This window comes from Enterococcus sp. GPZ-007, from assembly GCF_059374735.1.
The window spans coordinates 70029-89877 of sequence record NZ_JCAFYN010000013.1 but is presented as its reverse complement, the minus strand read 5'-3'; the positions used below and the strand labels follow the sequence as shown (position 1 = coordinate 89877).

Here is a 19849-nt window from a genome sequence, read left to right as displayed (position 1 = left end):
ACGCAATTATGACTATTCACGTTGTGGATGGTCTTTTTTTATTTTACAGACAAAGTTGCTGCGGTGTATAAAAACACTGTGGTAACTTTTTTTATTATCAGATTTGCGATTTTGGATAATAGGTTATTATTTTTAGCTAAAAAATGTTCATGTTATACTAAAATTACGAAGAATATTGGAGGAATGTGATGGTTAAGCGAGTATTTAAAGGCGGCATTGATTTGCATCAAGATTCAGCCTTGCATCTGAGAGGAATAGATAATTATAAAAATGTGGAGAGTATCCATCCTAAAAAAGTCTATATCCCAGTTCAGCAGCATATTGGAGATCCTGCGGAAGTAATCGTTTCTGTTGGCGACAAAGTCTTTTTAGGACAGCCGATTGCCAAAATGGGTGAGGGCTTAGGCGCGAATGTTCATGCAAGCATCTCTGGTAAGATTATCGGCGTAAAAGAGATCGATCAAGGTCAAGGAGATGAGATGACCTGCGTGATTATCGAAAATGATTTTCGTGAAGAACCTCGTGAGATCCATCATGAAACAATCGATGAGTTAACTCCAGAAATGATCGTTGAGCGGGTCGAAGCAGCAGGCGTAGTTGGTTTGGGCGGAGCGACCTTTCCTAGCCATGTAAAACTTAATCCTAAAGAAGATATCCATACCTGTATTTTCAATGGCGCAGAATGTGAACCATTATTAATGGCTGATGCAGCGTTAATGGTTACTCAGGGGAAGAAGCTGCTCAAAGGTTGCGAATTGGTACTGAAGGCGGTAGCGGCAAAAGAAGGAATCATTGCAATCGAGGATGATAAGCAAGAAGCAATCGAAGTCATGAGAAAATTATGTCAAACTGTTCCGCAGCTTTCGGTGGTTGAAGTCCCATCTGTGTACCCCCAAGGTAGTACCGAGATGCTTTTCAAAGTCCTCACCGGCAAAGAAGCTCCGGCAGATGGATCAACGCGAGACCTGGGTTATTTGATCATCAATGTAGCGACGACAGCGGCTGTTTACGAAGCGATTGATCCGGGAATTCCCTTGAGTCATCGAATCTGCTCAGTGGTAGGAGATGTAAAAAAGCAAAAGAATGTTTATTTTCCAATCGGCACTTCAATCGAAGATATGATCGATTTTTGTAATGGCTTTGAAGGGAAACCCTCTAAGATCATTACGGGCGGTTTTATGATGGGAAAAACGGTGGATACGCTGGCTGCTTCTCTGACGAAATCAGCAAATGGGCTGATCGTCATTAATGAAACCCACGATGAAGACAGTACACCAAGTCCTTGCATCCTATGTGCTCGCTGTGTCGATGTTTGTCCAATCGGTCTTTTGCCTCATCAGCTTGAAAAAAGCTATTTGAAAGAAAATTGGGATCGTTTGGAGAAGCTTTATGTAGACAGCTGTATTAATTGCGGCTGCTGTACCTACATTTGTCCAGCACGCCGACATTTAGCTGAACATATCGTTGCTGGGCAGCAAAAGCTCAAAGAAAGGCAGGCATAGCTATGAACGAAAACCATTCTTTTGAAGATCTGCGCAGCTCACGTTATCCCATGATGGAAGCGTCGCCTCATTTGTTGTTTCACGAAAAAACAGATCGCATCATGCAGCTAGTACTACTAGCATTGCTGCCTAGTGTGATCGCATCGATTATATTCTTTGGCATCCGTTCGCTGCTTCTATATTTATTTGCGATCGGAACTTGCTTGCTCGCAGAATTCCTTTGGTTTAAGTTTCGAAAAAATACTTTACCCAAAGATTATTCAGCGGCAGTGACGGGTGTTTTGCTGGCGATGAGTCTGCCGGCAAGTGTTCCATTGTGGTATCCCGTTCTAGGCGGAGCAATCGGCATCATCGTTGCAAAAGAATTTTTTGGCGGAATCGGTCGCAATTTGTTGAATCCGGCTTTAACTGGTCGTGCGGTCTTAAGGCTGGTTTTTGTAAAGGAAATGTCAGCCAATGTAAAGCCTCAGCCACTTTTTTCTACAGGTGGGTTAGACGTTGTTTCTTCAGCCACACCGTTAATGCAAACAAAAGCTGGTGAAAGCTTAAGTGGTAGTCAGATGCTTGACAGTTTGACAGGTTTGATTGCAGGGAAGAATGCGGAAACAACAGCAATCCTACTACTTTTAGGCGGACTATTCCTACTATATAAAAAAGTGATCACTTGGCATATTCCTCTTTGCATGATTGGTACAGTAATCGTCATTGCGCTTATAATCGGAAAAGGCGACACGACGGTTGTATTTGCTCATGTTTTTGGCGGAGCAACAATGTTAGGAGCCTTCTTCATGGCAACAGATTACAGTACCTCACCTACAACATCTAGAGGAGAAATTATTTACGGCATTTGCTGCGGAGTATTGCTGATGGCATGGAGAACCTTCAGTTCAATGCCAGAGGGAATGACCTTCATTTTATTAATTATGAACTGTTCTGTTCCGCTGATTGATCACCTGATTATTCCACGAGCATATGGTGTGAAAAACTAGCAATTATTTTCAGTAAAAAAGTAGACGTTCTTTCATTCTAATGATAAAGTGGTAAAGTCACTGGCTATTACCAGTTTATTATACGAAATATTTTGAAAATCACGTAAATCTTTATTACGAGATTTTTCAGTTTTCATGATAGAGAGGATTGTTTTATTTGCTTTATGTAGCACGACATGGAGAAACCGAATGGAATAAACAGGGGATTATTACTGGCAGAAGCGATATTGCTTTGTCGGAAGCAGGTTATCAGCAAGCGGCTTTATTGGCAGAAGAAGTGGCCAAGCTGGAGGCACCCATTACTCAGATCATTCATTCCCCATTAGAAAGAGCACGTGAAACAGCACGAATCGTAAGCGAGGAAAATCAGTTACCGATGCGTGTTGATGACCGATTGATTGAACTTGATTATGGCGATTATGATGGAACGAGCGATGAACAGCCAGCCTACCTAAAACTCCGCACCCAATTTGCAGTGCGTTATCCAAATGGCGAGTCCTTGATGGATGTTTATGCTCGGATCGTTCCGTTGTTGGGAGAGCTGGAGCAAGATTCAGATAATACCTATTTACTGGTATGTCACAACTCTGTGATCCGCGCGATCAAAAATTATTTTGAACCTTTAGAAAATGAAAAAGTCTTCAACTATCGAACACCTAATGCAAAGTTGATCGGATTTAATTGGAATAAAATTGTTGCTATCAATAAAAGCGCATAAAAAGGCAGGACTTGGGGGTCCTGCCTTTTTGCTTTATCTTTATATCGTTTCATGCATGGAATGAATCGTTTGGATCGTATGCTGCCATTTTTTCTGTTCGGATTCTGAAAGGTTCAATGGAAAGCTTTCACTGATCCCTTGTTGCGAAACCTTCGCAGGAGAGCCAACGTAGCAGCTCTCAGCCGAGCGATAATGACTGACCGGTACAACAAGGTGATTATCATTTAAAATCGCTTCAACGATTCGTACGGCTTGAATCGCGATACCATAAGAGGTGTAGCCCTTCCCTCTAAAGGTAACCCAACCCCCATCACGAGCAGCCTCATCCAATGCTTTTAGTTTTTCAGCCTTCAACGATTCAGTAATTGGCACGCCGCCGATCCGAACACTGGACCAAGCGACAAATTGGCTTTCACCATGTTCTCCGATGACGTAACCATCAATGGCCGAAGGATGTACCTTCATACTTTTACTAACCGCATGCTTCATTCGACCAGTGTCTAATGAGGTTCCTGTACCGAAGACTCGTTCGCGAGGGAAACCTGTAAGCTCCTGCAAATATTGAGTAATCACATCACAAGGATTCGTGATATTCAATATGATTCCTTTAAAGCCTGACTCCTTGATAATTGGTGCCCATTCTTCCACGATTGTTTTAGTCAAATTCAATTCAGCGAATCGATCGGGGTTTCCTTCGAAAATGGAGATGTCTCCAGCAGAAAAAATAATCACATCCGTGTCTGCCAGTTCAGCCACATTTGGACCAATTAGTCGAACTTGATTATTTTGCTCCATTTGTCCATCCATTAGATCGTTCAGCTCTGCTTGTAAAATATTATCCTTTGAATCAAATAGAACCAATTCATCCACTATATTTTTTGAAATCAAGGTATAGGCTGTCGTACTTCCCACATGTCCTACTCCAATAATTGCGACTTTTCTCAATTGCAACACGCCTCTCTCATAGAATTTACCATTTTTAAAAGAATGCCCTTAACATGAGAAAAAGTCAATAGAATAATTAGTAAATGATTAATTTTATGTCTTGTCTTTTAGAATTTGATACACGCGTTCACAGTCAGCTGAGGTACCTCTCAGTTCATAATCCGCTAAGAAGGGAAAGCCAAAAGCTTCGCTATATTGTTTCGCAGTTAAGCAATACTGGTAATTGAAATTCTTATTCCCGCTGCCGACAACACCAAGACATTTTTTGTAGTTATCCTCATATTCAAGATACTCACGCATAACCTCAGTGAGGATTTCAGTATCCCCATTATCAACCCCATTGCCGCCTTCCAGATATGTTGGAACGAAAGTAAAAAAGGGATCAGTCTCGACTGTGAAGGGACTGTTTTCTGAGATTTCCTTAGATGAAATTAAAGGATTTGCTGAATCTAGCTGATGTTGTTCTTCAGCATACGCCTCCAAACGTTTGACAAATGCTCGAGTATTTCCTGAAATCGATATATACAAAATATTCATAAATGAATTCCTCCTAAATTTGATAACGACCGTACTTTTAACAAAAAAATTAGGTCACAATGACAGCTCCAACTTCAAGATTATAACACGAAAAAAGATAGTTAAGCGAGAGTGTAAACGGTTGCAAAAAATCTTAAAATATGGTATAAATATAGGTGTAAGGGGTAGGTCCCTAAGGTTGTAAAATGATACAACAGGAATGAACGGAAGCAGTGTTCATTTCAAAGTGAATGCCGAAATGGCAGAAAGGAAGTAGGGATTTGAAGTCTCCTTACCAAGTTATTCTAATCTAGCGGGGAAGAGAAATGTAGACAGTAGAACCATTTCTCCACTTAATGGTGAGGCTTAAACGAAATTCAAACAAAAAGACGTTTAAGACCTAGAAAAGGGTGTAAATATTCCAGCAATCTGGAATGAAGAAAAAACACTTAGCCATTAGACCTGCTAGATTATTTTTGTGCCTAAAAAAGGGCCAGCTGATCACTCAGCTGGCCTTTTTCGATGATTTATTTATTGTAGTAACGAATATCGCCGCTGATCTTGTTGATAGCATAATCAGTCGGATCAGAGAACGTATACGTTTCTCCATCAGTCGGTAATTTTTCACTGAACATCTTTTCATATTCATCCACCGAAAGCTGATTACGTTCTGCGAGCAGCGCTTGGTTTTCTTTGCTATTCAGATGCTGCTTATATCCATCCATCAAGGTTAGAGAGAAGAATTCACTTACGGCTCCGGAACCATAACTGAACATCCCGATGCGATCACCAGCATTCAAATCGCTGTTGTCCAGCAATGATAATAAGCCAAGGTATAACGAACCAGTATAAAGGTTTCCGACTGTACGGCTGTACACAACGGCTTCATCATAACGAGCTTCTAGTCGTTGCTGTTCTGCTTCAGGCATTTCTGGGAAGATTGCACGTAGAGCTTTACGTCCCATTTTCGTATAAGGCAAGTGGAAATTCAAGGCAGCATAGTCCGTGCTGTCTGTCTGATTCACTTTTTTATTTTGCGCCCAAATGCGAGTGAATGAATCAATATAAACTTGATTGGACATATGACCATCCACTAATGGGTAGTCATGACCGGCTGGCCGCCAAAAATCATAGACATCTTCTGAGTAGAAGACACTGTCATTATTAAAGGCCAATAATTTTGGTTCTTTGGTGATCAGCATAGCAACAGCTCCGCAGCCTTGAGTTGGCTCGCCGCCAGTACCTAACCCGTACTTGGCAATATCAGCTGCAATCACTAAAACTTTGCGATCGGGATGTAAGGTGACATAATCGTGAGCCTGTTGTAAAGCGGCAGTTCCGCCGTAGCAGGCGTGTTTTATTTCAAATGAACGAGCAAATGGTTGAATATCTAACAGACCATGAATGATTACGGCAGCAGATTTTGAGAAGTCGGTACTCGATTCAGTTCCGACGATTACCATGTCGATGTCTTTTTTGTCTTCATCTGTAAGAATTTTTGCAGCAGCACTTGCCCCTAAAGTAACGATGTCTTGTGTCTCAGGAATAATTGCCATCTGATCTTGTCCAAGACCAATGTGAAATTTGTTGGGGTCAGTCTCACGGGCGTTTGCTAGGTCCGTCATATCAAGATAATAATTTGGTACGTGAAAACTGATTTTATCAATCCCTATATTCATATTGCTCCTCCTTTTCTTCCAAAGGTAAATATATCATAGAAAGGTCATAATTAGTTAAGTTTGAATCTTAAGAAATTATAAAACTATCTATGCTATACTTACATCTGATTTTTAAAGATAACATTGGAGGTGCACCCTTGGAAGAAATAGTTATTTTGAGCGCTGTACGAACACCAATTGGCAGATATAAAGGCAAACTAGCAGACGTCTCAGCCGTCGAGCTCGGTGCGATCGCAATAAAAGAGGCGATCAAACGCGCGGAAATCAAGGCAGATCAAGTGGAACAAGTGTTTATGGGGAATGTTTTACAAGCAGGTAATGGACAAAATGTGGCACGTCAGTCAGCTGTTAAAGCAGGGGTACCATATGAAATCCCTGCGACCACGATCAATGAAGTTTGCGGCTCCGGCATGAAATCGATCATTTTCGGAATGCAGCAGATTCAATTAGGCGAAGCGCAAGTCGTTGTTGCTGGTGGGACAGAAAATATGTCTCAAGCACCCAAAGTAACGAGTTTCGATTATGCCACACAGGAATGGCAAGAGCCAAAATCAAGCATGATTTATGATGGCTTGACCGATGCCTTTAGTGGTAAACACATGGGACTGACAGCAGAAAAAGTTGCGAGTGAGTACAATATTACTCGTGAAATGCAAGATCAGTATGCCTACGAATCACAAATGAAGGCGGCAAAATCAAGCAAAGATGGAAAATTTGAATCAGAGATAGTTCCAGTCGCATTGGCAGATGGAAGTACGCTGCGAGAGGACGAAGGGATCCGCTTTGATTCGACATTAGAGAAAATCAGTTCATTGAAACCAGCTTTTAAAGAAGATGGTGTTGTAACAGCTGCTAATGCTTCAACATTAAATGATGGTGCTGCAGCGATCGTCATCGCTTCAAAAGCTTATGCCATCGAACAAGGATTAGCCTATCTGGCTGTCATCAATGATTACAGCGAAGTGGGGATTGATCCAAGTATTATGGGAATGGCGCCTGTTTCAGCGATCAATAAATTATTAAAAAGAGTCAATCGTACAATCGATGAAATTGATACGTTCCAAATCAATGAAGCTTTTGCGGCAGCTTCAGTGGCGGTGCAAAAAGAACTAAAATTATCAGATCAAAAGATCAACACTTATGGCGGTGCGATTGCTTTAGGACATCCCATCGGCGCCAGCGGTACACGTATCGTAGCAACACTAGTGTCAGAATTAATCCAAGAAGACAAGCAACGTGGTGTAGCTAGTCTTTGTATCGGCGGCGGTTTAGGTTTGGCCTTAATGATCACGAAAGCAGAGGATCAAGAAACCGCAAAAAAAAAATTCTACCAGATGACCCGAACTGAACGCTTAGCAAAGCTGGTGAAGGAAAAAAAGTTATCCGCCCATGAGGCAGCGCAATTAGAATCTGAAACGGTTTTACCGGAAAAGATCGCGAATAACTTGATTGAAAACCAACTCAGCGAATGTTCGATCCCTTTAGGCGTCGCGCAGAACTTTGTCATTAATGGAAAAAAAAAACTAATCCCGATGGCTACCGAAGAGCCTTCCGTGATTGCGGCAGCTAGCAATGCTGGAAAGATCATCGCAAAAGCTGGAGGATTTCAAACTCGTGTAATCAATCAAGATATGGTTGGTCAAGTTGTTTTACGTAATATCAAAGATTTTGAAACAGTAAACGAAACGATAAATGAAAATAAAAAACTTCTTTTTGCTGCAGCTGAAAAAAGTTATCCTTCGATTTATCAACGTGGAGGTGGTCTGCAGTCAATCAACGTGCGGACTTTTGAAGAAGGGTATCTTTCACTTGATTTAGTCGTTGATACGAAAGATGCAATGGGCGCCAATATTCTGAATACGATGTTGGAGGCTGTAGCGCAAGAGTTGAGACAATTGATTCCTAATGCGGATATCTTGTTCAGCATTTTGAGCAACTATGCGACAGAATCGTTGATTGAGGCACGCTGTGAGATTCCTATAAAGCAGCTAACACCAGAGATAGCGGAAAAGATCGCTGCTGCCAGCGAATACAGCAAACTCGATCCATATCGTGCAGCAACCCATAACAAAGGGATCATGAATGGTATTGACGCAGTGGTCCTGGCAACTGGAAATGATACACGTGCTGTTGCAGCAGCCTGTCATGCCTATGCTGCTCGAAATGGGCGTTATGAGGGATTAACTGATTGGTCTATCAAAGAGGATAAACTAGTTGGGAAACTGACTTTACCGATGAAAGTCGGGATTGTCGGCGGCGCGACCAAAGTCTTACCAAAAGCTCAACTGAGTTTGAAACTATTAGAGGTTACATCTGCTGCGGAGTTAGGTGAGATGATTGTAGCTGTCGGATTAGCACAAAATCTGGCAGCGGTCCGTGCCTTAGTGACCGACGGAATCCAAAAAGGACATATGGCGATGCAGAGTCGTTCACTGGCTATTACAGCAGGAGCTACTGAAAATGAAATTCCTCAAGTGTCTAGGTTATTACGCCGTTCCGAGCAAATGAACCTTGCAACAGCTGAGACTATTATCAAGCAGCTTCGCCAAGCATAAAATAGTCGATATAAAAAGGGGTAAGATCAATTTTCGTGATCTTACCCCTTTTTTGCTAAAACTTCTTGAAATCAGCCCTCAGATAAACCATATCGACTAATTGTACCCCTTGGTCAATGATCGGTTCGTGGTAATTATCTGTGAAAAAATTCTTCATGCGATGCGATTCGTGGAATCCGCTTTTTTTATAAAAGTCCAGTATCCCAGGCTCATCGCCAGTTCCGACATACATCGTTTGATAATTACCTAGAAATTCATGGAATAAAAACTGAATCATTGCTCTGCCATAGCCTTGTCCATGTGCGGCTGGGACAGTCGCGATATTTTTCAGCTCACATTCCTGTTCATTCAACTCTGTGACAACGGCCGAGCACTTCAAATCATCATCATATAAAACAAACATGCGGCCGTCATCAAGGTAACGGTCAATCATGTCTTCCTGCGGATCAGCTAAAAGAAGCAGGTCTAAAAATTTTTTCTTATTAGAAACAACTTCTTCGATCCGCATTTTTTTAAGATGTAAAATGGGAAAAGCCATGCCTTGCTCATCAAATTCAGATCGATCCATTACATGAAAACCCATATGCTGGTAAAAACCTAACGCTTGTGAGTTTTGTTCATTCACGTCGACATACTTTACTTTTAGAGAATCGATCGCGAATTGAAGCAGTTTCTTTCCGATACCTTTTCCTCTAGCTTCTCCGCTGATAAACAGCATCTCTACTTTTTCGTGTTCAACGCCGATAAATCCTAAGATTTCTTGATCGTAATAACCATGGAGATGTTCAATCGATTGTAGATATTTTCTCACTTTGGGTTTTAGCGCTTCAATGTCGTTTGCGGTCAAAAAAGTGTGGGTCGCAACTACAGAAGATTCCCAAACTACCATCATCGCTTCAATGTCATTTTTGTTATTTTGATTAACTTGCTTAATATTCAACATTTCATTCTTCCTCCAATTTTATCGATAAAGATCATTTTTAAACCACACTAAATAAAGAGCACCTAATTCTGCTCTTAAAAAAGGGCGATGAAACAATCTTTATGTTACTCCAAACAATGCTTCATCTACAGTAGTTTCCTGGTTTTGAGTAAAGCAATCGTGCGGATATTGAAGACAAAATGTCGCATTGAAAACAGTCCTTTTCGTTGTTTCTATAATTGTAACAAGGGGAGTAAGCAAAATCAATTAGTGAAAAAAACAGCAGAAACTTTTTAGCTTAAAAGTTTCTGCTGTTTAATTATTTTAAATCAAAATCTAAATACACCGGATTATGATCGGAATATTTAAACTGCATATCTTTGACATGAACAGCCTCTACATTGATATTATCTGAAACGAGAAAACCATCAATCAGAGTAGTATAAGTCTTTCCCTCTTTGTAGGGTTCGTTCAACGCCCGAGCAGACGGTATTTTTTCTTCAGCTAGTTTACCAGTAGGAAGATGAAAGCCAACAGGTAATTGATCCTTTGGAAATGGATGCGTCCACGTTTCCCGTTTCTTGCTTGTATCGAAGACTTCCGGACTATTGCCTAAAACATCATGATTATAATCGCCAGCGACTAATACGTAGTTGCCTTTTTTATATTCACTTTCCATTACATCAAAAATCTTCTTCAACTGCGCTGCTTGGATAGAGCGATCTTTAGTAAAGGCCGATAAATGCGTATTGATCGCAATGAATTCATGACCACCTTTGACTGGAACGCGGCTGACAGTGAAGGCACGATCCAAATCGAAAAATTTATTGAAATTTGTTTCGATCGGCAGGGAATAACGTTTACTGCTGGTGATCTCAGCTTGACTCAAAGTGACCAAGCCGGATTTTGCTTGCCCAATTGGATCAGTGAACGGGTAAAATAAGTAAGATGAATCATAATTCTGTCCATAAAGACTGTTGTAGTCTGCTAAGTGTTTCTTCAAATAAGCCACTTCATCCACATGTTGCGAGCGATCACCGTCTTGATCGACTTCTTGATAGAAAGCAAAGGTCGGTTTCAGCTCTTTAGTTGTGCCGACGATTCCCTGCATATTTTGGTTAACAGTCTCTTGGTCGTATGCGCGCGAATACTTCCCGCCATCCATAAAGAAGCTGTAGCTTGGGGGATATGAGCCATACCCAATATTGTGACTCATTGCTCGATAAGTTTTATTCGTTTCTAACGCTTGATTATGCTGATTATCAGGCTTCAGGGTGATGTTATCTGATTGACGGTCATAGCTAGCGAATAAGTAAATCAAATAGCCGCCCAAGACCACGATGATTGCAATGATGATCCCCAAAACAATCTTCAGTATTTTTTTCATGTTACTCCTCCTAGTCTTCCATTCAAAAATATCATAGCAGACTTTCAAGCATTCACAAAGTTCCTGGCTTTCGAAATAATTTTTCTCGTGGTACACTAGAGGGTAGGGAATAAACGTTATTAAAAGCGAGGTTTTAAAATGATTCGATTTGCCAAAAAAGAAGATGGAGCAGCCGTTGCCAAACTAATACTGGTTATTTTAAAAGATATGGAGCTAGATTTTTTAGATGACTTCGGTGAAGAGAAAGCTCTGGAAGTTATCGCGGCCTGCTTCGAAGATCCGACTTACCGTTTTGGCTATGCACGAGGATTAGTTGAAGAGATTGACGGTGAGATCGCGGGAGCCGTTTTCGGTTATCCCGCCAACAAAGAAGCAATCATTGATTTGCCATTGGAAAATTATTTGCGATCACAAGGGATCACTGAAGATGTTCAGATGTTTATCGATCCAGAAGCCTTTCCAAATGAATGGTATTTGGATTCGATTGCTGTTGATGAAAAATTCCGCGGACAGGGAATAGGATCAAAACTATTAACAGCAGTGGATCGTCTAGCGACTCATGAAGGCGAAAAAGTTATTGGTCTAAATGTAGATAAAGCCAATCCGAATGCTAAGCGCTTGTATTTGCGCGATGGGTTTAAAGACGTCGGTGAAATAATGATCAGCGGCCATTTGTATGATCATATGCAGCGAGAGGTCAAAGGATTTGATCGAATTAAGCGTCACAGTTCAAACGATTTATGAAAGACTTTGGAGATAGAAAACGGCTAAAACTTTTAATCAAAGTTTTAGCCGTTTTACTTAATTCTGTGAAAATGTGACTTCTAAAATTGTTTCTGGTTCCTTATTTCTATTGCGATTATAAAGCCAGTAATCCATGATCGCTGCCACACAAATACATATTGGTGCATCATCTGGATTCGTGACATCTAAGACGTAGAAATCGCCAGTCAACAGAGTGGCTTTATCCATAGTCATAATCGATTGGTTAAAGTGATTAATTTTGTATTTATGGTTGTAAATATCTCCATAGACTGCCCAGTGAAGCTGCTGTATGTAGTAAAAATCCCCTGGCCAATGAAAAATTTTATGAAGCACACCAACCTTTGTGTGCTCATAATAAATCTCAAATTTGCGGCCAAAGATCACACTGGCTTGCTTGATATAGGCTACGATATGACCGTCCATTGCATAGAGCGAGAGGACGTTTCCTTTTCGTCCCCAATGACCTACCATTAAATACAGCGGGACACCTTTGTTATCTTTGACGATCGTTCGTGTGGTGGAACTTAATTGTTTTTCTTGAATAAAAAATTCAGTCATGTTACTCACACCTTTTGATTTTTATTATTCAGAAAGGATTCGATCGATTGCCGTTGCTACTCCATTTTCTTCATTCGTATCAGTGACATGCTTCGCAATTTTTTTGATCGCCGGTGCGGCATTGCCCATTGCAAAGCTGGTACCAGCATATGTCAGCATACTGACATCATTAAAATTATCGCCTAAGGCCATCACTTGATCCGCGTTAAAGCCGCGTTCTTCAGCGAACTGTTTTAATGCGATGCCTTTTTGCGCATTGACATGATTGATTTCAATATTAGTCAATTCAGAAGCTGCAATCGCAAGGTCACCCATTTTTTCTAATTCACTCGTGACCACCTTAAGTTGCTCGGGTCCATTTTTATCAAAGGCGATGATTTTTAGCACATCTTCGTCATTATCAATGAGCGTTTGGCGCATATCCTTAACAAAAGTGATCGGCGTCAGCGATAAATGTCGAGAAGAAGCGGCAATCGCCATCTTTTTAGAAATACCTGGCGTTCTATCCATTATATGCTCAGAGAAAAACTCGATCCGCATCGGCTGATTTGAAGAATAGACATGTTCAGCAGTAAAAATCTCATAATAAAGATCGGCATTTTCAAGAGCATCCATGACTTCAAACGTTTTTTCTTTGCCGATCGGAATCGTAAAAATCGTTTCTCGTTCAGCATTCACAACATGAGCGCCGTTTAATAAAATCATCGGGACATGGATGTCTGCTTCATCTAATGAGATTTTAGCATGGCTCATTCCGCGTCCAGTTGCTGTAATAAATTCAATTCCTTGAGCTTGAGCTTTCTGAATGGCTTCGATATTTGCTGTCGGGACTTGCATTTGATCGTTCAACAGTGTACCGTCCATATCAGAGGCAATGAGTTTTATCAAAATTATTCACCTAGCTTTCCTATCATACACGGATAGTGTACCATAATCCCAGAGCGGATAACCATGTCGAGATTATTCTTTAAAAAGAATTATTTGCACAGTTCGGTATCCAGAATTAATATCGGAGATAGAGGATGCCAGTTCTGCTTTTCGCAGTTCACTTTGTTCAAAGGTCAATCCTTAAATGTTACTCGTGTTATGGTAAGAAATAGTTAGCAGAATGGTATACGGCATGAGCATCAAACTAATTTTTCTGAAAGAAAAATTAATACATTAATACGATTAAGGAGTGTCAAACATGAAAGAAATCATCCATAATGATTGGCAAAATGTTTTAGCCGATCAGTTTCAAGCACCATACTATTTGAAGCTGCGGGAATTTTTGAAGCAAGAGTACAGTACCCAAAAAATCCATCCTGATATGTATCATATTTTTGAGGCACTCGAATTAACGCCATATGATCAAGTCAAAGTCGTGATTTTAGGACAAGACCCTTATCACGGAATCGATCAAGCCCATGGCTTATCTTTTTCTGTACAGCCGGGGGTGAAGATTCCTCCTTCATTACGGAACATCTATCAGGAGATGCAAAGTGATTTAGGAATTCCTCCAGTTCAACATGGTAATCTTGTCAGTTGGGCAAAACAAGGTGTGCTCCTACTTAATACCGTATTGACTGTGCGTGAGGGTCAGGCATACTCACATCGCGGTCAAGGTTGGGAACAGCTAACGGATGCAATCATTGAGCGCTTGAATGAACGTGAAAAACCAATCGTCTTCATTTTATGGGGGAAACCAGCGCAAGAAAAAATCAAGATGATCGATACGACTAAGCATGCAATCATCAAATCTGTTCATCCTTCGCCACTATCTGCCCATCGCGGCTTCTTGGGGTCAAAACCATTTTCAAAAACCAATCAAATCTTGACCGGATGGGGCGAATCACCGATTGATTGGCAGTTGCCTGAAACAGTGTAGTATGACAACGGTTTCTGTTATAGAGACAGTTTGTGAAAAGCCTCTTAATTCATATTTACTAGATTTTAATCAGTGATACAGAGGTTTTATTCTGTCCTTTTCTTTTCATTAGAATTGTTGTATGATAGATAGGAAATAAATATCTGGAGGTTTTATCGTGGATCTATTTGATAGTTTGAAATTTAAGATTATTCGTCGCAACATTAAAGTGGCATTTCCTGAAGCAACTGACGCACGTATTCTTGGCGCCGCATCTCGTCTAAAAGCAGAGGAACTAGTTGAACCAGTTTTGATTGGTAATTTGGCTGAAATCGAGAAAGCTGCTGGCGCTCGTGGAATCGCTTTAGGCAACTTCACGATCATTGATCCAGATCATTTTGATCGTTGGGATGAGATGGTCGAAGCGTTTGTTGAACGTCGTAAAGGAAAAGTCAGTAAGGAAGACGCTGAAAAAATTCTTAAAGATGAAAACTACTTTGGTACAATGTTAACTTATATGGGCATCACTGATGGAATGGTATCTGGAGCGATCCATTCAACAGGCGACACTGTTCGTCCAGCATTACAAATTATCAAAACAAAACCAGGCATTAGCCGTACAAGTGGAGCGTTCTTGATGGTTCGCGGCCGCGACCAAGAGAAATATTTATTCTCCGACTGTGCAATCAATGTCAATCCAACTGCACAGGAATTAGCAGAAATCGCTGTAGAATCAGCTAAGACGGCTGAATTATTCGATATCGAACCAAAAGTGTCCATGTTGAGCTTCTCAACTAAAGGATCTGCAAAATCTCCTGAAGTAGAAAAAGTGGCTGAAGCAACAAAGATCGCCCAAGAATTGGCGCCAGATTATTTGATTGATGGTGAATTACAATTCGATGCTGCATACATTCCAGGTGTCGCACAATTAAAGGCACCTGATTCAAAGGTAGCTGGACAAGCAACTGTCTTTGTATTTCCTGAATTACAATCAGGAAACATCGGGTACAAGATTGCTCAACGCTTTGGCGGATTTGAAGCAATTGGACCAATCCTGCAAGGGTTGAACAAACCAATTTCTGACCTTTCTCGTGGTTCAAATGAAGAAGATGTTTACAAACTTTCAATCATCACAGCAGCACAATCACTGATGGATTAAACTCCATCTGTCAAAATAATAATGACTGTAAAGCAAGAATTCGAGACCATTCGAATTCTTGCTTTTTTTGTCAGTTCTGCTTTTCGTAGTACACAAGGATCGAAATCAGTTAATTTCATCTAGGAAGAACCTGATTATGAAGTGTAGCAGAATGATATGCGAAACGATAATAAGACTCATTTTTCTGAACTTTAGAAAAATGAATACCTTAAAAAGAGATAGCTGCGAGTTCGACTTTTCGCAGTTTGCAAGGTTGATGGAAAGTCTGTTAGTTAAGGAAGTTTAGTGTACGGGAAGTATAGTCGGATCGTATTCGTGGAAAAATAACCTCATCCATAGTTAGCTAATTGTGAGCAACTGGGAAATTTCCCAGCGCTAGACACTTTAGTTCAAGGATGGAACAAAATTCCCTAGCTTATCCCATAATATTGTAAACGCTTTTTACAGCCTGTATAGTCAAAAGTGTAAACAGGAAGAAGAAAACTTATTGGAAGGAGATGTGTTTTTGTCATGATGGAAAAGATTCAGCGCTTTGGAGGGGCGATGTTTACCCCGGTGTTGTTATTCTCATTTTCGGGAATAATGGTGGCACTTTGTATCATTTTCAAGAATCCTATGCTTGTTGGAAGCATCGCGACTGAAGGAACAACATGGTATTCCATTTGGAGTATTGTAGAAAATGGTGCCTGGACGGTCTTCAATCAGATGGAGCTATTATTCGTGATCGGGCTATCGATTGGGCTAGCAAAAAAAGCAAATGCTCGAGCGGCGATGGAGGCATTCGTTGTATATACCACCTGTAATTATTTTATTTCCTCAATGCTTGAATACTTCGGCGATTTTTTCAGAGTAAATTTTGCAGCTGATCCTGGAGGAGAAAGTGGTCTTAAATTAATTGGTGGAATCAAAACACTAGATACTGGAATTATTGGTGCGATTTTTATCTCAGCAATTGTTGTCTTTCTGCATAATCGCTATTTTGAAAAGAAATTGCCGGACTTTTTAGGGATCTTCCAAGGCTCGTCATTCGTTGTAATCTTAGGATTCTTCGCGATGCTGCCGATTGCTTTTCTGATTTGCCTGATCTGGCCGAAAGTTCAACAAGGGATCGGATCATTACAAGGATTTCTAGCGAGTGCAGGAATCTTCGGGGTTTGGCTCTACACCTTTTTGGAACGAATTCTAATACCGACGGGGCTGCATCATTTCATCTATACACCATTTGTTTATGGTCCAGCAGTTGTCGAAGAAGGAATTACCAAGTACTGGATGGGACATTTACAGGAATTCGCGCAAACAACAACACCTTTGAAGCAGTTGTTCCCAGAGGGCGGTTTTGCTTTGCATGGCAACTCTAAGATATTCGCATCTCCTGGTATTGCAGCAGCCTTCTACTTTACAGCTAAACCAGAGAATAGAAAGAAAGTTTTAGCGATTCTTATTCCAGCAACCTTAACCGCAGTTTTGGCAGGGATTACCGAACCATTAGAATTTACTTTCCTATTCGTATCACCACCGCTTTTCGCAGTTCACGCTCTTTTAGCCGCAACTATGGCGGCAACCATGTATGGGTTTGGTGTTGTAGGAGATATGGGCGGAGGCTTCATCGATCTATTGGCGAAGGTTTGGATCCCGTTGTTTCAGAATCATAAGAGTATGATCTTTATTCAGCTCTTCATTGGACTAGCCTTTATTGTGATTTACTTCTTCGTTTTCCGATTTTTGATCCTGAAGTTCAATCTGGCAACACCAGGGCGAGAAGAAAATTCGCAAGATATTAAACTCTATTCGAAAAAAGATTACAAAGCAAAACAAGGCGGCAACGCACCTGTACTTGAGGGCGCGAATCAATATACGGAACAAGCTGCAGTCTATCTAGACGGCTTTGGCGGGGCAGAAAACATCGAGAAGGTCAATAACTGTGCCACGCGCTTGCGAATCACTGTCAAAGATGAAAAGCTTGTTCAACCAGATGACGTTTTCAAATCAGGCGGGGCCCATGGAGTTGTCCGGAATGGGAATGCCTTCCAAGTCATCGTTGGTCTGGATGTGCCGCAGGTCAGAGAACAGTTTGAAACACTGATGGATACAGAAAACTAAGAAATTAAAGGAGAGATTTTAGAAATGAAGAAATTTTCAATTGTTATTGCAGGTGGGGGAAGTACATTTACCCCGGGGATCGTCTTGATGCTTTTGGATAACTTAGATAAGTTCCCAATTAGACAAATCAAGTTCTATGATAATTTAAAAGAGCGTCAGGACCATGTAGCAAATGCCTGTGAGATTTTATTAAAGGAACGTGCACCAGAAATCAAGTTCGTCGCTACGACTGATCCGGAAACGGCCTTTACCGATGTTGACTTTGTGATGGCCCACATTCGTGTTGGATTGTATGCGATGCGTGAAAAAGATGAAAAGATTCCATTGAAGTATGGCGTTGTGGGTCAAGAAACCTGTGGCCCTGGCGGGATTGCTTATGGCATGCGTTCAATCGGCGGAGTGCTAGAGTTGGTCGATTATATGGAGAAATATTCACCAGACGCTTGGATGCTAAACTATTCTAATCCAGCAGCGATCGTGGCTGAGGCGACCAGAAAATTAAGACCCGAATCAAAAATCATCAATATTTGTGATATGCCAGTGGGAATTGAAGAACGGATGGCGCATTCGATCGGCTTGAAGTCACGTAAAGAGATGGAAGTTCGTTATTACGGTCTGAATCATTTTGGCTGGTGGACAGATATTCGCGATAAAGAAGGCAATGATTTGATGCCGCAAATAAAAGCGCATGTTAAAGATCATGGCTATTCATTACCAGAAGAGATTGAAGCATCTCAGCATACAGATGCTAGCTGGATGCATACCTTTGCCAAAGCGAAGGAAGTTTACGCTTTAGATCCAGATACGTTGCCGAATACTTATTTGAAATATTATTTCTACCCACAGGATGAAGTTGCTCATGCCAATCCAGAATATACGCGGGCAAATGAAGTGATGGCTGGTCGTGAGCAGCACGTATTCAGCGAGTGTGACCGAATTGCAGAAGCTGGAACGGCTGAAGGAACTTCACTGGAAGTTGATGAGCATGCAAGTTATATCGTCGACCTTGCACGCGCAATTGCTTATAACACTCATGAAAGAATGCTGCTGATTGTGCCAAATGAAGGAGCGATAGTCAACTTTGATGAAACGGCGATGGTAGAAGTCCCATGTGTTGTAGGCAGTAACGGACCAGAACCATTGACTCAAGGCAAGATTCCACGTTTTCAAAAAGGCTTGATGGAACAGCAGGTTGCGGTTGAAAAATTAGTGGTTGAAGCTTGGGCGGAAAAATCGTATCAAAAATTGTATCAAGCATTGGCACTATCAAGAATCGTACCAAATGCCCGGATCGCCAAAGAATTATTGGATGATCTGATTGAAGCGAATAAAGAATTTTGGCCAGAATTAAGCTAGTTGCGATGAAAAACAGCAATTTTTCCTCTTCCTTCACGTATAATAGTGTAGGAGGGGGAAAATTATGACATTAGAGCAGTTGATTCACCAACATTTAGCAGAACTGAGCGAGCTGGATAAAGATATTTTACAGTTCATGCTGGAAAATCCTGAGAAGGTTCGATCCTCAGGAATCATGGAGCTAGCTGATATGGTTCATGCGTCCAAATCTTCAGTATTAAGAACAACCAAGAAGCTTGGCTTTTCTGGATATTCAGAGCTAAAATATTTTTTGCGACACACTGAAACTAATGAACAGCAGGAAACTAGCGACAAGGATATTTTTGAGAAGCAACTCGATGATATCAAAAAAACAATTGATTATATGCAATCAGTGAATCTGGAGCCAATCAATGAAATGTTTGATCGAAGCCAAACGATTTATTGTTATGCAACTGGTTTTTCTCAAAAAAATATCATCGACGAGTTCTACAAGATGCTATTAAATGTGGATAAACGGGCACTGGTTTTACCAAATAAGACAGAGTTGGATATGGTGATGCCGATGATCACTCAAAATGATTGTGTAGTCGTTGCTTCCTTAAGTGGTGAAACGGATGAAGTCAAAGAGAATCTAACATCGTTTGAAATGCGGAAAATTCCAGTACTGGCTGTTACGGCAGTTGGAGATAATTATTTTGCAAGACACAGCACGTATCATTTAAATTTTTATTGCGATTTTTTTGTTATCGGCAGAAGAAGACTTCAATCTCAATCATTGATCGGGCTAAGCTGTTTGATGGATTATCTGATTCGCTCATATGGTATTTATACACTTAATAAAAGTACTGATCCAACGAATTAAATCTAGTA

The 19849-nt window shown here is 40.8% G+C and carries 17 protein-coding genes; 10 read left to right on the top strand and 7 right to left on the bottom strand.

Features of this window, described 5'->3' with window-relative positions; translation table 11 throughout:
- Window positions 1-188: 188 nt before the first annotated feature.
- The 3 genes from rsxC (at window position 189) to AC4J95_RS09085 (ending at window position 3209) form a co-directional block, all read left to right on the top strand.
- Complete coding sequence (gene rsxC / locus AC4J95_RS09095; protein ID WP_494549602.1) at window positions 189-1502, top strand: electron transport complex subunit RsxC; 1314 nt, start codon at window positions 189-191, stop codon at window positions 1500-1502.
- Between the two features lie 2 nt (window positions 1503-1504).
- Window positions 1505-2491, top strand: coding sequence for an RnfABCDGE type electron transport complex subunit D (locus AC4J95_RS09090; protein WP_494549601.1), 987 nt, complete (start codon window positions 1505-1507; stop codon window positions 2489-2491).
- 157 nt (window positions 2492-2648) lie between these two features.
- Entirely contained in the window at window positions 2649-3209 is a 561-nt protein-coding gene (locus tag AC4J95_RS09085; RefSeq protein ID WP_494549600.1) for a histidine phosphatase family protein, read from the top strand.
- Between the two features lie 39 nt (window positions 3210-3248).
- Here the strand turns inward: AC4J95_RS09085 and AC4J95_RS09080 are convergent, their stop codons facing one another.
- The 3 genes from AC4J95_RS09080 to AC4J95_RS09070 all read right to left on the bottom strand — a co-directional run bounded on the left by AC4J95_RS09080 (window position 3249) and on the right by AC4J95_RS09070 (window position 6349).
- Entirely contained in the window at window positions 3249-4154 is a 906-nt protein-coding gene (locus AC4J95_RS09080) for a lactate/malate family dehydrogenase (protein WP_494549599.1), read from the bottom strand.
- Between the two features lie 93 nt (window positions 4155-4247).
- Complete coding sequence (gene nrdI, locus AC4J95_RS09075) at window positions 4248-4691, bottom strand: class Ib ribonucleoside-diphosphate reductase assembly flavoprotein NrdI (RefSeq protein WP_494549598.1); 444 nt, start codon at window positions 4689-4691, stop codon at window positions 4248-4250.
- A 506-nt stretch (window positions 4692-5197) separates the two neighbouring features.
- On the bottom strand, window positions 5198-6349 hold the full coding sequence (locus AC4J95_RS09070) for a hydroxymethylglutaryl-CoA synthase (protein WP_494549597.1): 1152 nt from the start codon (window positions 6347-6349) through the stop codon (window positions 5198-5200).
- 137 nt (window positions 6350-6486) lie between these two features.
- On the opposite strand from AC4J95_RS09070, the gene AC4J95_RS09065 reads away from it, so the two are divergent.
- Window positions 6487-8904: a hydroxymethylglutaryl-CoA reductase, degradative gene (locus AC4J95_RS09065; RefSeq protein WP_494549596.1), complete on the top strand. Its 2418-nt coding sequence runs from the start codon at window positions 6487-6489 to the stop codon at window positions 8902-8904.
- Between the two features lie 55 nt (window positions 8905-8959).
- Here the strand turns inward: AC4J95_RS09065 and AC4J95_RS09060 are convergent, their stop codons facing one another.
- Together AC4J95_RS09060 and AC4J95_RS09055 are read right to left on the bottom strand one after the other, a co-directional pair.
- Window positions 8960-9847, bottom strand: a complete 888-nt coding sequence (locus tag AC4J95_RS09060; protein WP_494549595.1) for a GNAT family N-acetyltransferase — start codon at window positions 9845-9847, stop codon at window positions 8960-8962.
- A 298-nt stretch (window positions 9848-10145) separates the two neighbouring features.
- Complete coding sequence (locus AC4J95_RS09055) at window positions 10146-11213, bottom strand: endonuclease/exonuclease/phosphatase family protein (protein WP_494549594.1); 1068 nt, start codon at window positions 11211-11213, stop codon at window positions 10146-10148.
- A 138-nt stretch (window positions 11214-11351) separates the two neighbouring features.
- On the opposite strand from AC4J95_RS09055, the gene AC4J95_RS09050 reads away from it, so the two are divergent.
- Complete coding sequence (locus tag AC4J95_RS09050; protein WP_494549593.1) at window positions 11352-11957, top strand: GNAT family N-acetyltransferase; 606 nt, start codon at window positions 11352-11354, stop codon at window positions 11955-11957.
- Between the two features lie 57 nt (window positions 11958-12014).
- Here the strand turns inward: AC4J95_RS09050 and AC4J95_RS09045 are convergent, their stop codons facing one another.
- Window positions 12015-12536 carry an LURP-one-related/scramblase family protein gene (locus AC4J95_RS09045; protein WP_316403871.1) on the bottom strand — a complete coding sequence of 174 codons (522 nt, stop codon included), beginning with the start codon at window positions 12534-12536 and terminating at the stop codon, window positions 12015-12017.
- A gap of 24 nt (window positions 12537-12560) precedes the next feature.
- Entirely contained in the window at window positions 12561-13424 is an 864-nt protein-coding gene (locus tag AC4J95_RS09040; protein WP_494549592.1) for a Cof-type HAD-IIB family hydrolase, read from the bottom strand.
- A 298-nt stretch (window positions 13425-13722) separates the two neighbouring features.
- Between AC4J95_RS09040 and AC4J95_RS09035 the strand changes: the two genes are divergently transcribed.
- The 5 genes from AC4J95_RS09035 to AC4J95_RS09015 all read left to right on the top strand — a co-directional run bounded on the left by AC4J95_RS09035 (window position 13723) and on the right by AC4J95_RS09015 (window position 19841).
- Complete coding sequence (locus AC4J95_RS09035; protein WP_316403869.1) at window positions 13723-14403, top strand: uracil-DNA glycosylase; 681 nt, start codon at window positions 13723-13725, stop codon at window positions 14401-14403.
- Between the two features lie 157 nt (window positions 14404-14560).
- Window positions 14561-15541 (top strand): phosphate acetyltransferase, encoded by a 981-nt coding sequence (gene pta / locus AC4J95_RS09030; RefSeq protein WP_316403868.1) that lies wholly within the window; start codon window positions 14561-14563, stop codon window positions 15539-15541.
- A gap of 510 nt (window positions 15542-16051) precedes the next feature.
- Window positions 16052-17641 (top strand): alpha-glucoside-specific PTS transporter subunit IIBC, encoded by a 1590-nt coding sequence (locus AC4J95_RS09025; protein WP_494549591.1) that lies wholly within the window; start codon window positions 16052-16054, stop codon window positions 17639-17641.
- A gap of 24 nt (window positions 17642-17665) precedes the next feature.
- Window positions 17666-18997 (top strand): 6-phospho-alpha-glucosidase, encoded by a 1332-nt coding sequence (locus AC4J95_RS09020; protein ID WP_316403865.1) that lies wholly within the window; start codon window positions 17666-17668, stop codon window positions 18995-18997.
- A gap of 64 nt (window positions 18998-19061) precedes the next feature.
- On the top strand, window positions 19062-19841 hold the full coding sequence (locus AC4J95_RS09015) for a MurR/RpiR family transcriptional regulator (protein WP_494549590.1): 780 nt from the start codon (window positions 19062-19064) through the stop codon (window positions 19839-19841).
- The last annotated feature ends 8 nt before the right edge of the window (window positions 19842-19849 follow it).

Excerpts from the sequence above, each read along its gene's own strand:
- rsxC (WP_494549602.1), top strand. The coding sequence starts at position 189 with ATGGTTAAGCGAGTATTTAAAGGCGGCATTGATTTGCATCAAGATTCA.
- AC4J95_RS09090 (WP_494549601.1), top strand. The coding sequence starts at position 1,505 with ATGAACGAAAACCATTCTTTTGAAGATCTGCGCAGCTCACGTTATCCC.
- nrdI (WP_494549598.1), bottom strand. The coding sequence starts at position 4,691 with ATGAATATTTTGTATATATCGATTTCAGGAAATACTCGAGCATTTGTC.
- AC4J95_RS09070 (WP_494549597.1), bottom strand. The coding sequence starts at position 6,349 with ATGAATATAGGGATTGATAAAATCAGTTTTCACGTACCAAATTATTAT.
- AC4J95_RS09060 (WP_494549595.1), bottom strand. The coding sequence starts at position 9,847 with ATGTTGAATATTAAGCAAGTTAATCAAAATAACAAAAATGACATTGAA.
- AC4J95_RS09055 (WP_494549594.1), bottom strand. The coding sequence starts at position 11,213 with ATGAAAAAAATACTGAAGATTGTTTTGGGGATCATCATTGCAATCATC.
- AC4J95_RS09050 (WP_494549593.1), top strand. The coding sequence starts at position 11,352 with ATGATTCGATTTGCCAAAAAAGAAGATGGAGCAGCCGTTGCCAAACTA.
- AC4J95_RS09045 (WP_316403871.1), bottom strand. The coding sequence starts at position 12,536 with ATGACTGAATTTTTTATTCAAGAAAAACAATTAAGTTCCACCACACGA.
- AC4J95_RS09035 (WP_316403869.1), top strand. The coding sequence starts at position 13,723 with ATGAAAGAAATCATCCATAATGATTGGCAAAATGTTTTAGCCGATCAG.
- AC4J95_RS09025 (WP_494549591.1), top strand. The coding sequence starts at position 16,052 with ATGATGGAAAAGATTCAGCGCTTTGGAGGGGCGATGTTTACCCCGGTG.
- AC4J95_RS09020 (WP_316403865.1), top strand. The coding sequence starts at position 17,666 with ATGAAGAAATTTTCAATTGTTATTGCAGGTGGGGGAAGTACATTTACC.
- AC4J95_RS09015 (WP_494549590.1), top strand. The coding sequence starts at position 19,062 with ATGACATTAGAGCAGTTGATTCACCAACATTTAGCAGAACTGAGCGAG.